Source organism: Shewanella morhuae (genome assembly GCF_003028295.1).
Classification (GTDB): Bacteria; Pseudomonadota; Gammaproteobacteria; order Enterobacterales; family Shewanellaceae; genus Shewanella; species Shewanella morhuae.
In genome coordinates, this window is sequence record NZ_PYSG01000002.1 from 1,414,067 (window position 1) to 1,427,039 (window position 12,973).

General features: G+C 43.2%; 11 protein-coding genes. 9 read left to right on the forward strand and 2 right to left on the reverse strand.

All coding sequences use genetic code 11. The annotated features are described in order from the left end of the window. Window positions 1–218: 218 nt before the first annotated feature. The 9 genes from C9I43_RS06720 to C9I43_RS06760 all read left to right on the forward strand — a co-directional run bounded on the left by C9I43_RS06720 (window position 219) and on the right by C9I43_RS06760 (window position 9,693). Window positions 219–965 carry a YebC/PmpR family DNA-binding transcriptional regulator gene (locus C9I43_RS06720; protein WP_076500398.1) on the forward strand — a complete coding sequence of 249 codons (747 nt, stop codon included), beginning with the start codon at window positions 219–221 and terminating at the stop codon, window positions 963–965. A 174-nt stretch (window positions 966–1,139) separates the two neighbouring features. Continuing rightward, window positions 1,140–1,661: a crossover junction endodeoxyribonuclease RuvC gene (gene ruvC, locus C9I43_RS06725; RefSeq protein WP_076500400.1), complete on the forward strand. Its 522-nt coding sequence runs from the start codon at window positions 1,140–1,142 to the stop codon at window positions 1,659–1,661. After that, window positions 1,658–2,275: a Holliday junction branch migration protein RuvA gene (gene ruvA, locus C9I43_RS06730; RefSeq protein WP_076500402.1), complete on the forward strand. Its 618-nt coding sequence runs from the start codon at window positions 1,658–1,660 to the stop codon at window positions 2,273–2,275. The genes ruvC and ruvA overlap by 4 nt, the downstream gene beginning before the upstream one ends. A gap of 47 nt (window positions 2,276–2,322) precedes the next feature. Beyond that, on the forward strand, window positions 2,323–3,327 hold the full coding sequence (gene ruvB, locus C9I43_RS06735; protein WP_107882860.1) for a Holliday junction branch migration DNA helicase RuvB: 1,005 nt from the start codon (window positions 2,323–2,325) through the stop codon (window positions 3,325–3,327). Between the two features lie 928 nt (window positions 3,328–4,255). Next, entirely contained in the window at window positions 4,256–6,793 is a 2,538-nt protein-coding gene (locus C9I43_RS06740) for a TonB-dependent receptor plug domain-containing protein (protein ID WP_107882862.1), read from the forward strand. Window positions 6,794–7,043: 250 nt separating this feature from the next. Then, window positions 7,044–7,724: a response regulator transcription factor SsoR gene (gene ssoR, locus C9I43_RS06745; RefSeq protein ID WP_076500408.1), complete on the forward strand. Its 681-nt coding sequence runs from the start codon at window positions 7,044–7,046 to the stop codon at window positions 7,722–7,724. Window positions 7,725–7,957: 233 nt separating this feature from the next. Next, on the forward strand, window positions 7,958–9,085 hold the full coding sequence (locus C9I43_RS06750; RefSeq protein WP_107882864.1) for a M14 family metallopeptidase: 1,128 nt from the start codon (window positions 7,958–7,960) through the stop codon (window positions 9,083–9,085). 12 nt (window positions 9,086–9,097) lie between these two features. Beyond that, entirely contained in the window at window positions 9,098–9,415 is a 318-nt protein-coding gene (locus C9I43_RS06755) for a zinc ribbon domain-containing protein (protein ID WP_107882866.1), read from the forward strand. After that, on the forward strand, window positions 9,412–9,693 hold the full coding sequence (locus C9I43_RS06760) for a YeaC family protein (protein WP_107882868.1): 282 nt from the start codon (window positions 9,412–9,414) through the stop codon (window positions 9,691–9,693). Before C9I43_RS06755 ends, C9I43_RS06760 begins: the two co-directional genes overlap by 4 nt. Window positions 9,694–9,956: 263 nt before the next feature. Here the strand turns inward: C9I43_RS06760 and ansA are convergent, their stop codons facing one another. Next, the gene (gene ansA / locus C9I43_RS06765; protein WP_076500416.1) at window positions 9,957–10,970 is read right to left on the reverse strand and encodes an asparaginase; all 1,014 of its coding nucleotides are present in this window, start codon (window positions 10,968–10,970) and stop codon (window positions 9,957–9,959) included. 137 nt (window positions 10,971–11,107) lie between these two features. Continuing rightward, a complete protein-coding gene (gene sppA, locus C9I43_RS06770; protein WP_107882870.1) occupies window positions 11,108–12,955 on the reverse strand; it encodes a signal peptide peptidase SppA in 1,848 nt (615 codons plus the stop codon). Between the last annotated feature and the right edge of the window lie 18 nt (window positions 12,956–12,973).

Genomic DNA, 12,973 nt, shown 5'->3' on the forward strand with positions numbered 1-12,973 from the left:
AAGTTGTCTTTGATTAGTCCTCTTTTATCAGTCGTATCGTAAACCGAGGCACAAGCCTCGGTTTATTTTAGTAACATGTCATTTCATCGCTTATCAATATTAATTAGTTCAATCTCTTAGGTAAATAGCCGTTATTCCATCCCATTACACCTTCGGCTATAGATAATCGACTATCGATAAGCTGTGCGATGATATAGCCAAACTAGAGGAGACTTCCCATGGCAGGTCACAGTAAATGGGCCAATATTAAGCACCGTAAGGCAGCTCAAGATGCTAAGCGCGGTAAACTCTTTACTAAATTTATTCGTGAATTAACCGTAGCAGCCCGTGAAGGCGGCTCAGATCCTGATTCAAACCCACGATTACGAGTTGCGATTGATAAAGCCCTTGGTGGCAATATGACCCGTGATACGGTTGAGCGCGCGATTAAGCGCGGCGCCGGTGAATTAGAAGGTCAGCAACTCGAAACCATTCTCTATGAAGGCTATGGCCCTGGCGGCACGGCTGTAATGGTTGAAACGATGACGGATAATCGTAACCGTACCGTGAGCGGCGTGCGTAATGCGTTTACTAAATCGGGGGGGAATTTAGGCACCGATGGTTCGGTTTCTTATTTGTTCACTAAGCGTGGGGTTTTATCCTATGCACCGGGTACCGATGAAGATACCTTGATGGAAGCGGCGCTTGAAGCGGGCGCAGAAGATATTGTCAGCTATGATGATGGCGCAATCGATGTATTCACCGACTCCGTTGATTTTTATACAGTGAAAGAGGCACTTGATAAAGCGGGCTTTGTGGCCGATAACGCCGAAATCGCGATGATAGCAGCAACCAAAGCTGAACTTGATCTCGACACCGCTGAAAAGTTTATGCGCCTTATCGATACCCTTGAAGATCATGATGATGTGCAAGAGGTGTATCATAATGCGGAAATATCCGATGAGGTCATGGCAAACCTAGGCTAGATTGTTGGTTAGCTGGTTAGCTGGTTAGCTGGTTAGCTGGTTAGCTGGTTAGCTGGTTAGCTGGTTAGCTGGTTAGCTGGATAGCTGGATAGCGTAGCAATTTGGGCCAACTCCGGCTCACAAATACTAACATAGGGTTCGAGATCAAAATTCAGATCGTATATAAGGCATGTAATGGCAATTATTTTAGGTGTCGACCCTGGCTCACGGATCACCGGCTATGGCGTGATCCAATGTGTGGGGCGACAGCAGATTTACCTCGGCAGTGGTTGTATTCGCACTTCGTCCGAAGAGCTTCCTGGCAGGCTCAAACAAATATTTGATGGTATCACTGAAATTATTCGTCAGTATCAGCCAGATGAATTTGCGATTGAACGAGTATTTATGGCAAAAAATGCCGATTCTGCGCTCAAGCTTGGTCAAGCGCGCGGCGCTGCCATTGTTGCCGCCACTGTGGCGAATTTACCGGTAGCAGAATACAGCGCGACTCAAATAAAAAGCGCAGTGGTTGGCACGGGCCGGGCACAAAAAGCCCAAGTACAACATATGATCCAACAACTACTTAAATTACCTGCAGCCCCGCAAGCTGACGCTGCAGATGCACTCGGGGTTGCTGTGTGTCATTATCACACTAGCCAGAGTTTAATAGCATTGAGCGGCCGGGCAACGGCAAGAACATACGGACGGTACAAATGATAGGTCGTTTACGGGGCGTGTTAGTTGAGAAACAAGCGCCAGAAGTGTTGATTGATGTTAATGGTGTCGGTTACGAGTTGCAAATGCCGCTCACCAGCTTTTACGAACTGCCTGAGATTAACCATGAAACCATGGTCTACACCCACTTTGTGGTGCGTGAAGATGCGCAGTTACTCTATGGTTTTATCACTAAGCAGGAAAGAGCATTATTTCGCTTACTGATCAAGACCAATGGTGTGGGTCCTAAACTCGCGCTAACCATCTTATCTGGCATGACCGCCGGAGAATTTGTCGGCTGCGTAGAGCGTGACGATATTGTTACCTTAGTAAAATTGCCCGGCGTAGGTAAAAAAACCGCCGAGCGTCTATTGGTAGAAATGCGCGATAAGCTCAAGAGCTTAATGGCAGCGTCTGCAGGTTCAGAGCGTGAATTTGTGTTGCAATCCAATTATTCGCCAGCACCAACGGTTAATAGTGCCGAAGAAGACGCTATTTCAGCTTTGATTTCATTAGGTTATAAACCACCGCAAGCGAGTAAGTCCGTTTCTGCAGCCTATAAAGCAGGCATGGATTCAGAAACGCTGATTAAAGCAGCCCTTAAGTCGATGCTTTAATTGAATAATGATGCTAATTAAGATGAAAGCTTCGATAAGGAATCATAATGATTGAGGCAGACAGACTTATCCAGCCGCAGATCCAAGTGCAAGATGAGTCTATTGACAGGGCAATGCGCCCTAAAATGCTCGATGAGTACACGGGGCAAGATGACACTCGGGCGCAGCTTAAGGTGTTTATTCAAGCGGCAAAGAATCGTAACGAAGCCTTAGATCACATGTTGATTTACGGCCCGCCAGGATTAGGTAAAACCACCTTGGCTATGATTGTCGCCAATGAGATGGGCGTAAATATCAAATCGACATCTGGACCAGTGCTTGAAAAAGCCGGTGATCTCGCCGCTCTTCTGACAAATCTTGAATCCGGTGATGTGTTATTCATCGATGAAATTCACCGATTAAGCCCTGTGGTTGAAGAGATATTGTATCCGGCAATGGAGGATTATCAGCTGGATATCATGATAGGTGAAGGCCCCGCAGCGCGTTCTATTAAACTCGATTTACCGCCATTTACTTTAGTGGGCGCGACAACACGGGCAGGGGCGTTAACTTCACCATTAAGAGCGCGTTTTGGGATCCCGCTGCGACTTGAGTTCTATAACATTAAAGATTTAAGCACCATTGTTACCCGCTCAGCGCAGGTGATGGAATTAGAAATTGATGCTGATGGCGCATTTGAAATCGCCCGTCGCTCGCGTGGTACACCGCGGATAGCCAACCGACTGCTGCGCCGCGTGCGGGATTATGCGCAAGTAAAACATGATGGCGCAGTCACCAAGTTTGTGGCCGAGCACGCTTTAGACTTGCTAGATGTAGACTGCGAAGGTTTTGATTACATGGACCGCAAACTACTGTTGGCAATTATCGATAAGTTTATGGGCGGCCCTGTGGGGCTGGATAACTTAGCCGCTGCTATTGGTGAAGAGCGTGAAACCATTGAAGATGTGCTGGAACCTTTCTTGATCCAGCAGGGGTTTATCCAACGCACGCCTCGTGGTCGTATTGCAACCGCGCGCGCATATCAGCATTTTGAATTGATTAAACCCGAATAAGAGTTAGCTTAATGTATTGAAAAAAGGCGACACATTTTGTGTCGCCTTTTTTATTACTACTACCAGTCTATGGAATGTAAGCGGATTATTTGATTAGGGAGATTATTAATCACACGCAGTACAGTAAGGTTAATAATCTTATGCTTATTTTATTGTGTTTTATAGCATCCTAAATGTTACATCAGTGTTTGTTTTGACGGCGAATATCAAACTGGTATTAACCCTATAATATTAACTTTAAACCTGTTGTCGTGAATGTGGTTATCAAAAAAATGTATATTTTGAGGGTTTAATAAATCAATCAATCGTAGTCGTTTTATTTACTACAAATGATGAGTGAAATATTAACTATCAAAAGAAGCAAATTAGCCTATTTGATGCTGGAGTGTGCAATAGCTTGTTTTCATATTGTTGCATTTCTATTTAAGTCGCTATCTAGGTGCATAAGTAACAGCAACCACACTCGCTGCACTTTGACTGGAATGCTGATTTAACAAGCTTATTCTCATTGTTTTCATGTTTACCCACAAGGGTTGAGCTAAATATGTATGCAATTTTTGACACTGTAAATCGGTGAGATATTCTTTATCGATTTTCACCTCCTACAAAAAGTGTGATCTACGTCACACTTTTTAATGTCAATGATGTTACGTGTTTGTTTGTTTTTAACAGAGTTAACTACTGCAAAGTAAAGAAAATCTGGAGTAGTAAGCTAACTTTGTATTTTTAATAGATTTTAATAGACTGACAACTCATAATTTAAAACACTTTATTAACCAATGATTAACCTCAGTGTTATTATTGTTAAAATATTGGGCGTTGACGAAGTTAAAGTGAATCCTCAGTATCGTGTGCAACACTAGTACAGCAAAAGTTGTACAAGCTGTAAGCATAAAAATAATAGTTAGATCTTAGGGAGCATTCATACATGATCAAAAGAACCAAATTAGCGTCAGCGATTAACTTAGCTATCGTTGCATCTATCACTACAGGTGCATTTGTTACGTCAAGCGCCTTCGCTGCTGAAGAAAAAGCAAAAGTTGAACGTATCGAAGTCACGGGTTCACGTATTCAACGTCAGGATATGGAAACCGCTTCTCCTGTAACTGTGATTGATGCAGCAGCAATTAAAGCGGAAGGCTTTACTTCGGTTGATCAAATGCTGCAAGTACAAACGTCAATGGCGGGTGCTGCAGTAGGGTCAACGACAAACAATGGTTCAGATGGCGTTGCACAGGTTGACCTGCGTGGTATGGGTGCACAGCGTACACTTGTATTATTGAATGGCCGCCGCATGGTGAACTCAGGTTCAGGTGCAGATAGCTCTGTCGATTTGAACTCTATCCCTGTTGCTATGATTGCTCGCGTTGAAATCTTAAAAGATGGCGCTTCAGCGGTTTATGGTTCAGATGCGATTGCTGGCGTAGTTAACATTATTACCAAGAAAGACTTTGAAGGTTTTCAGCTAGATTTTAATGGTAGCGGTACCGATAAAGGCGACGGCGAAAACGGCGATGTCAGTGCGCTGTATGGTTTTAATACAGATGGTGGTAACTACACTTTTGGTGCTGCTTATGCTGACCGTCGCGGTGTTATCCAATCTGATCGTGATTGGACTGCACCTGGTGCAAGCTCATTTATTCCTACTGGTACTTTAGGTGGTAAAGTTCAAGACGCCAATGGTAACTGGGTCGCGCGTACAACTGGCTATGATTTCACTAAAGATAGTTTCTATCAAACACCAAGTGAACGTCGTAGTTTATTCGCTAATATGACACAAGAGCTCGGTAATGATGTCGTACTAACTGCGGATGCTATATATACGAATCGTCGCTCTAACCAACAATTAGCTCCTCAACCTGGTGATATCATGCTAAATGTTTGTGGCGCAGCAGGTGTGCCAGCAGGGGCATCATGCGTGACACTTGATAGTGCAATGATTGCCGGTGGTATTGAAGCCGATGAGAAAGGTTTAGTTAACTACCGTCGTCGTACCAACGATGTGGGACCACGTATTTATACACAAGATATTGATACTTGGCGCTTATCTGGTGGTTTAGCCGGCACCTTAGATGTCCATACTGGTATGAACTGGGATCTAACATATACTTATGGTAAAAACAAAGCGAACACTTCGGTAGGTAATTCGATTAATGCGTCAGATATGGCTGACTCCATTTACGCTAACCCAAATGCATGGTTTAGCGGTGTGCCATTAACTGATCAAATGGCCAATGATATTAGTTATTCAGAAGATGCAAACGGTGGTAACGAACAACAAACACTATCTGCGGGCTTAAATGGTGAATTATTTGATTTAAGTGCTGGAGCTGTGGGTTTTGCAATCGGTGCAGAATACCGTCGTGAAAGTGGTTTCTATAATCCAGATCCAGTAGTTGTTGCGGGTGAAAGTACTTCAGCACAACAAGATCCAACAGACGGTAACTATAACGTTATCTCTATTTTCCAAGAAGTTAGCGTACCCTTTACTGAAAAGTTAACTGGTGAGTTTGCACTACGTTTAGATGATTATTCTACTTTCGGTAAAGCGACCACTTGGAAGATTGGTTTAACTTATGCTGCAACGGATGATCTAATGCTCCGTACTGTTGCTGCTACAGGATTCCGAGCTCCAAGTGTAAGTGAGCTTTATGGTGGTAACTCAGGTTCATACGATTACTTAGATGACCCATGGGGTAATGCTCCAGATCCGCAAATTTTAGTAAATCGTACTTCTGATCCAGATTTACAGCCTGAAGAGTCTGAGTCTTATACTGCTGGTCTAGTATACTCACCAAACTATATTGAAGGTATGTCAGTAACATTGGATTACTGGCGCTTTAAAGTTGATAACGCAATTGCGCGTATGGATACTCAGGCTGGTTTAAACGCTTGTCATAAATTTCAAACTACTGGCGATAAAACTGGTGAAGCATCTTGCGAAATTTTCAAAATCGGTGCTAATGGCGATTTAGATAACTTAACCAATGCGTTAACTAACGTAGGTACTCAAGACACTAGTGGTGTTGATTTCAACTTAGCTTATAGCTTCGAGCTAATAGGTTTAGATTGGAAAGTTAATAATGATACGACTTACTTAGTTAATTTCGAGCAAGATGGTGAAGATTACACTGGCACTATCGATGGTAACTTCGGTGCTTATGCTCGTGTTCGTAACAACTTTAGCCTTTCAGCAGGTAGAGATGATTGGAGTGTTATGTACTTCAACCGCTATATTGGGGAAATGACCGATTTAGCAGAAGGAACAAATGTTGACTCGATTTTATACCACAATATTTCAGGAACATATCACATCAACGATATGGCTACTGTTAGTTTAGGTATTAAAAACTTTACTGATGAAGACCCAGTTGGAGTTTCAAATGGTAGCGACGGCGGCACAGTACCACAAGTTTACGACACAATCGGTCGTACTATTTATGGTGGTGTAACTGTTAAGTTCTAAGTAGAGCTGCACATGTTATAACGAATAAAAAGCGCCGAAAGGCGCTTTTTTTATGAGTGCTATTCTTATCTAAAATCGTTCGCACTGTTAAGTGCAAATAGTTATGCAGTTTGATGCTGATAGGACATAGGTTATCTTGTTACGTATCACAGTTTTCTTATAACTGGACGGAATGCTGTGATTAACACTAGAGTCATGGGTTAACGCATGCTAATATAAATGATATCGATTCTCGTTTGGGTTTTTAAGGATGAGTAAAATACTGTTGGTCGATGATGATCACTTATTAAGAGAGTGGTTAACTGAGGCACTGTGTATGCAGGGGCATGAGGTGGAATGTGCGGTAAATGGCATTGAGGGGTTAGCTAAAATAACCAGCTTTGTGCCAGATATCATTATGTTGGATTTGGTCATGCCGCAAATGAATAGTTTTGATTTGCTTAGAGCGCGCGAGTGTGTCACACCCGTTATTATGATTTCAGCCTCAGATAGTGAAGAAGATAGAATTGCAGGTTACGAACTTGGCGCGGATGACTTTTTAGCCAAACCTTTTAGTATCAAAGAATTACTTGTGAGATTGCAAGCCCTTGAGCGGCGTTTGTACGCAGCACCACTGCGGCAACCTAAAATGACAGTAAGACAGATACCACCAGTCGATTTTGACGACGCAGCTTATCGAATTACAATAGGGATGAGCAGTGTTGATTTAACCCAAACTGAGTTTAGGTTATTTAAATATCTTTTTGAACGAAAAGGCCAAGTTATCACTAAACAAGAGTTGCAACGTTCAGTTCTGCAAAAAGATTTAGGCCGTTTTGACCGTAATCTCGATATGCATATTAGCAACACTCGACGTAAATTAGCTGATATCAGCCTACCGCGTAATCTGATTAACACTGTGCGAGGGCAAGGTTATAGCTTTATAGCCTAATAAGTGGTGATTTTAGTACTTTTACGGTTCAACTTGTGGCGTCAAGCCGTGTATGTTGGTTAATAAAAAAGCCAACTGAAAGCGCCGTTGTTAAATTTACTGGCTTTCATTTTCCCCTTGGGATGTTTTGGTTTATCCTATCGGCCATATAATAAAATGTGCCGTGTACTAAGAGTGCTATTAGTCGCGTGCTATTAATTGCCCTTAGCGTGAACAACCTATTAGGAATCATTATGCGGATCAGTGCCAATTTTGATGGCGGAAATATCCAAGTCGTCAATCTTGATAATAAAGACGATATTCAACTTGCCATCCGTCCCGACGCGGGCGGCGAGTTTTATCAATGGTTTAATTTTCGATTTGAAGGTGAAGTGGGTAACCATTACACCTTAAATATCATTAATGCCGGAACGGCTTCCTATACCAAAGGGTGGGAAGACTATCAGGCAGTAGCAAGCTACGACCGCCAGCATTGGTTTCGTATTCCAACACATTACCAAGATGGCAAACTGAGTATTAACTTAGAGCTAGATTGCGATGCAATTCAAATTGCTTATTTTGCCCCATATAGCTATGAGCGCCACTTAGATCTGCTCAGTAGCGCCCAATTACACCTTGATGTTAATTTAGAGCATTTAGGCCTGACTTTAGATGGCCGCGATATTACCTTAATGAAAGTCGGTAATGGCGATCCTTCTAAACGTAACATTTGGATCACGGCTAGACAGCACCCCGGCGAAACTATGGCTGAATGGTTAGTCGAAGGTCTAGTGAATCGTTTACTCGATAATGATTGCCCAACGGCGAAAGCACTGCTCGATAAAGCCAACTTTTATATTGTGCCAAACATGAATCCCGATGGCAGTGTTAGAGGCCATCTGCGCACTAATGCCATTGGTGTCAATCTTAACCGTGAATGGCAAACCCCAAGTTTAGAGAAGAGTCCTGAGGTGTACCACGTCGTCAACAAGATGCAGCAAACGGGCGTAGACTTGTTTTATGATGTTCATGGTGATGAAGGCCTGCCTTATGTATTTTTAGCGGGTTGTGAGGGCGTTCCTGCCTACAGTGATAAACTGGCGCAACTGCAGGCTGATTTCAGTCAAGCATTAACCTTAGCCAGTGCTGATTTCCAAACTCAGTTTGGTTATGATAAAGACGAGCCTGGCCAAGCCAATTTAACTGTTGCGTCAAATTGGGTTGCTCAGACTTTCGAGTGCTTATCTAATACCCTCGAAATGCCGTTTAAAGACAATAACAATCTAGCCGATCCTTTTGTTGGTTGGTCGCCAGAGCGTAGCATTTACTTAGGTGAAGCATCACTTATCGCTATGCTCGCTGTGGTTGATAAGTTGCGTTAGGGCGAGGTAGATATGGCATTAATTGAATGTCCAGTGTGTCGCAAGCGTATGTCGAGCAAGGCGCCATCATGTCCTTATTGCCAAGCGAGCACTAATGGTGATAACGGATCCTTATCGCGCATTAGTCATATTCAAAGGTCTAGCAGCCTAATGAATCAAAGTTTCGTTGCTATGACATTGTTTATTGCTGGGGTGGTGATTTGGTTTTGGGGTGGAGAGCCTGCCGAAGGTATGCGGGCGAATATCGCTGGAATATGTTTTGTGTTTGGCTTTGTAGGCTATCTCATTACACGAGTCAGAATTGTGTTACATAAGCGGAAAAGTGTATGACAGATATTAATCAAGTGATCGCGCAAATGCCCATTGAAGTCTATGAAAGGCTTCGCAGTGCGGCTGAATTAGGTAAGTGGGAAGATGGTACTGTGCTAAGTGAAACGCAGCGAGAGTCGACCCTGCAGGTGGTGATGTTGTATCAAGCCCGTAAGCTTGAACAAACGGAGCATTTCACCATCGCACCCGATGGTAAAATTAATGAGCTGTCTAAAGCTGAGCTACAAAAGCAGTTCCGCGGTGAACCGATTGCCGAGTTTAAAGCACAGGATTTATAAATGGCTCTGACTTCAAAAACGGTTTATGTTTTATAAGAAGTTAGATAAAGATTTAAGATCACTGTTTGATTGACGTTTATATTGAATTGATATCAAATAACTTCAATATAAATAACGTCTGGTAAATTGAGCTATAATAAGTGCTTTTTGACAGTCATATAATTTGAATTAATATTAAAAAGCCCATTTAATATGGGCTTTTTTTGTTTATAGCAATTAATCATATGATTATAGGCAAAGACATGGGTTCAAAGAGAGTGTCTTTAATCTATGCTCAATTCACCGACTAAATTTTGCAGCATGGCTGCTTTTATCTCTGCTGGTTTTAAATTTTTAGATAGCAAATAATGCAGTTTTGCTAATGCTGCTTCTATGGTCATATCGGCACCACTAATCACGCCTGCTTGAGCTAGCGCATTGCCGGTAGCGTAGCCGCCCATGTTCACTTTGCCTTGGAAGCATTGGGTAAGGTTAACCAAAACAATACCACGCTCATCTGCTTGCTTTAGGGTGTTGAGTAAATCAGCATCTTGCGGCGCATTGCCAACACCAAATGTCAGTAATATTAGCGCTTTTACTGGCTGTTGCAGCATGTTCTCAAAAATACGTGTTGAAATGCCAGGGTATAAAGTGACCACGCCGATAGGTTGCGGACTGATGTTTGAGACTTCTAATGGCGTATCGTTGGCGATGGTTATCTTACCAGCACGTAAATTAATTTTAATTCCCGCTTCAAGCAAGAGTGGGAAATTAGGAGAGGCGAAAGCATCAAAGCCATCGGCATGGGCTTTAGTAGAGCGGTTACCGCGAAATAGTTTGTTATTAAAAAATAAACACACTTCAGCAACCGGGTAGTTCGCTGCAATATAGAGTGAGTTCAATAGATTTATTTGCCCATCTGAACGCAGCTGCGCTAGAGGTATTTGTGAACCGGTTACTATCACAGGCTTTGATAAGCCTTGCAGCATAAATGACAGCGCCGAAGCCGTATACGCCATAGTATCAGTGCCGTGGAGGATCACAAAACCATCATACTTATGGTAATTAGCTTGTATATCGTTGGCAATCATCTGCCAATCGGTCGGCGCCATATTGGAAGAATCGATAAGTGGATTGTATTCGTGGATGACGAATGCCGGCATTTCTTCATGATAAAACTCAGGCATTGATTGCACGCACTGAGTTAAAAATCCCGCCACGGGGACGAAGCCGTTATCGGTCTTTTGCATACCGATAGTGCCGCCCGTATAGGCAACATAAATGGAGCGTTTAGTCATTATTATCATTTTCTTAGCTTCAAGTGGGTGAATTATACGATTTTATGCGTATAAACCCAATAAAAAAGCCCGAGGATCCGGGCTTGGTATTAATCATCCGTTTGCAGTTGCGTGCAGCAGCAAAGAGAGTGATGGATTTAGTTCATCAAGTTGCAAGTGTCGCAGTAGATGTAAACATTGTTTGGATCATCAAAAGCGGTGAGTGTTTTTAAACTACTGCTCCACTGCTGTAGCATTTGCTCTAACACCGATGATTGACTTAATGAGGCCGGTAAATAGCTCGATGCTGAGGCAAACATCTGTTGCATGAACATTTGCTCAGGAGTCAGCTCCTGTTCGATGAGGCGAGTATCAAATAGCGACATATCTGCCAATTTAGCCGCTTTAGCAATAGCAGCATCGATATCACCCAGCTCATCGACTAAGCCTAGCTCAAGGGCTTTCTTGCCACTCCAAACGCGGCCTTGGGCAATCTTATCAACTTGCTCTATGGTCATTTTACGTTCTTTGGCAACCAGCGAGATAAAGTCTAAATAGCCACGTTCTATATGACGTTGAATAACAGCTTCAACTTGGGGGGAAAGGGCGCGAGTGACTGATAATCCAGCCCACTCTGAGGTTGACACCCCATCGGTATGCACGCCTAAACTGGCCAGTGAATCTTCGAAGGTGGTTATCATGCCAAAGATGCCAATTGAACCTGTGAGTGTTGTTGGCGTGGCAAAAATATAATCAGCACTGGCTGAAATCCAGTAACCGCCAGAAGCCGCTAAACTCCCCATACTAACAACAACGGGTTTACCTGCGGCTTTTAACGCTAGCAGTTCTTGCCTGATTTGCTCTGATGCAAAGGCACTACCGCCAGGGCTATCAACGCGCAACACTAAGGCTTTAATATGCTTATCAAAACGCGCCTTACGGAGTAGTTCAGCAGTGCTTTCGCCGCCAATTTGCCCCGCAGGTTGGATCCCATTCAAAATCGTACCACTGGCGACAATAATGCCGACGCTATCTTGCTCAACAAAGCTTGGCAATGGCGTAACTAAGGTTAAGTAATCATAAAAACTCACTTGCTTGAAGCTGTCACCTTTTTTAGCCTTACCAACAGCTTCAAGCATGATTTTACGAAAATCTTCCGTGGTCGCTAAGCTATCAACCCATTTCATGTTGATAGCCATCGCCGCTGAATCGCCATTGGCTTTATCGAGCTCAGCCAAATAAATACTCGCATCAGGCACGAGCGAATTAGGGTCAATGTGGCGATTACCCGCGACGGTTTGCGTATAGCTTTGCCATACATCGGCTAATAGTGCGCTACTGGCTTCTCGCGCGGCATCAGACATATCGTCGCGCATGTAGGGTTCAACGGCGGATTTAAAAGTTCCTACGCGGAAAATATGCGCTTTGACTTTGAGTTTATCTAAGGCCGATTTGAAGTATTGGTTATACATACTCAGGCCATCAAGTGATACACCGCCTTGGGGATTGAGATAAATATTGTCGGCAAAGCTGGCGAGGAAATATTGATTCTGCTCGTAGTAATTACCTATCGCGACGACTTTCTTACCGCTTTCTTTAAAGCGAGTGAGTGCATCACCGATAGATTGCAGCTTGCTGATCCCTGCACGTTTAAGGTCGGCAAGGTCGAGTACAAGTAGGCTAATCCTTTTATCCTGTGCGGCATTGTCAATCACATAAAGCACATCGGCGAGCAGAATTTCACCGTCAGTATTGGCATTATTCCCTTGCTTAAATGCCGCTTCTAAGGGATCAACCTGTTGTTTTTGGTCCACAATCGTACCAGCCAGATTAAGTACCAACGCTGAGTTATCTTCAACCTTGATATCTTCACTACTGCCAATGGCAATAATGATGGCAGCTAAGAGGCCAAAAAAAATTAAATTGAGGATCAGTTTGCGCGTCCCGTTCAGTGTGTGCCAAATAAATAAACATATTCTTTTGAAAAACGATGGGTTAGCGGACATTTGCCACTCCTTTATAAG

What these genes read in the sequence shown, in the direction of transcription:
- C9I43_RS06720 (WP_076500398.1), top strand. Translation starts at nt 219, where the DNA reads ATGGCAGGTCACAGTAAATGGGCCAATATTAAGCACCGTAAGGCAGCT.
- ruvC (WP_076500400.1), top strand. Translation starts at nt 1,140, where the DNA reads ATGGCAATTATTTTAGGTGTCGACCCTGGCTCACGGATCACCGGCTAT.
- ruvA (WP_076500402.1), top strand. Translation starts at nt 1,658, where the DNA reads ATGATAGGTCGTTTACGGGGCGTGTTAGTTGAGAAACAAGCGCCAGAA.
- ruvB (WP_107882860.1), top strand. Translation starts at nt 2,323, where the DNA reads ATGATTGAGGCAGACAGACTTATCCAGCCGCAGATCCAAGTGCAAGAT.
- C9I43_RS06740 (WP_107882862.1), top strand. Translation starts at nt 4,256, where the DNA reads ATGATCAAAAGAACCAAATTAGCGTCAGCGATTAACTTAGCTATCGTT.
- ssoR (WP_076500408.1), top strand. Translation starts at nt 7,044, where the DNA reads ATGAGTAAAATACTGTTGGTCGATGATGATCACTTATTAAGAGAGTGG.
- C9I43_RS06750 (WP_107882864.1), top strand. Translation starts at nt 7,958, where the DNA reads ATGCGGATCAGTGCCAATTTTGATGGCGGAAATATCCAAGTCGTCAAT.
- C9I43_RS06755 (WP_107882866.1), top strand. Translation starts at nt 9,098, where the DNA reads ATGGCATTAATTGAATGTCCAGTGTGTCGCAAGCGTATGTCGAGCAAG.
- C9I43_RS06760 (WP_107882868.1), top strand. Translation starts at nt 9,412, where the DNA reads ATGACAGATATTAATCAAGTGATCGCGCAAATGCCCATTGAAGTCTAT.
- ansA (WP_076500416.1), bottom strand. Translation starts at nt 10,970, where the DNA reads ATGACTAAACGCTCCATTTATGTTGCCTATACGGGCGGCACTATCGGT.
- sppA (WP_107882870.1), bottom strand. Translation starts at nt 12,955, where the DNA reads ATGTCCGCTAACCCATCGTTTTTCAAAAGAATATGTTTATTTATTTGG.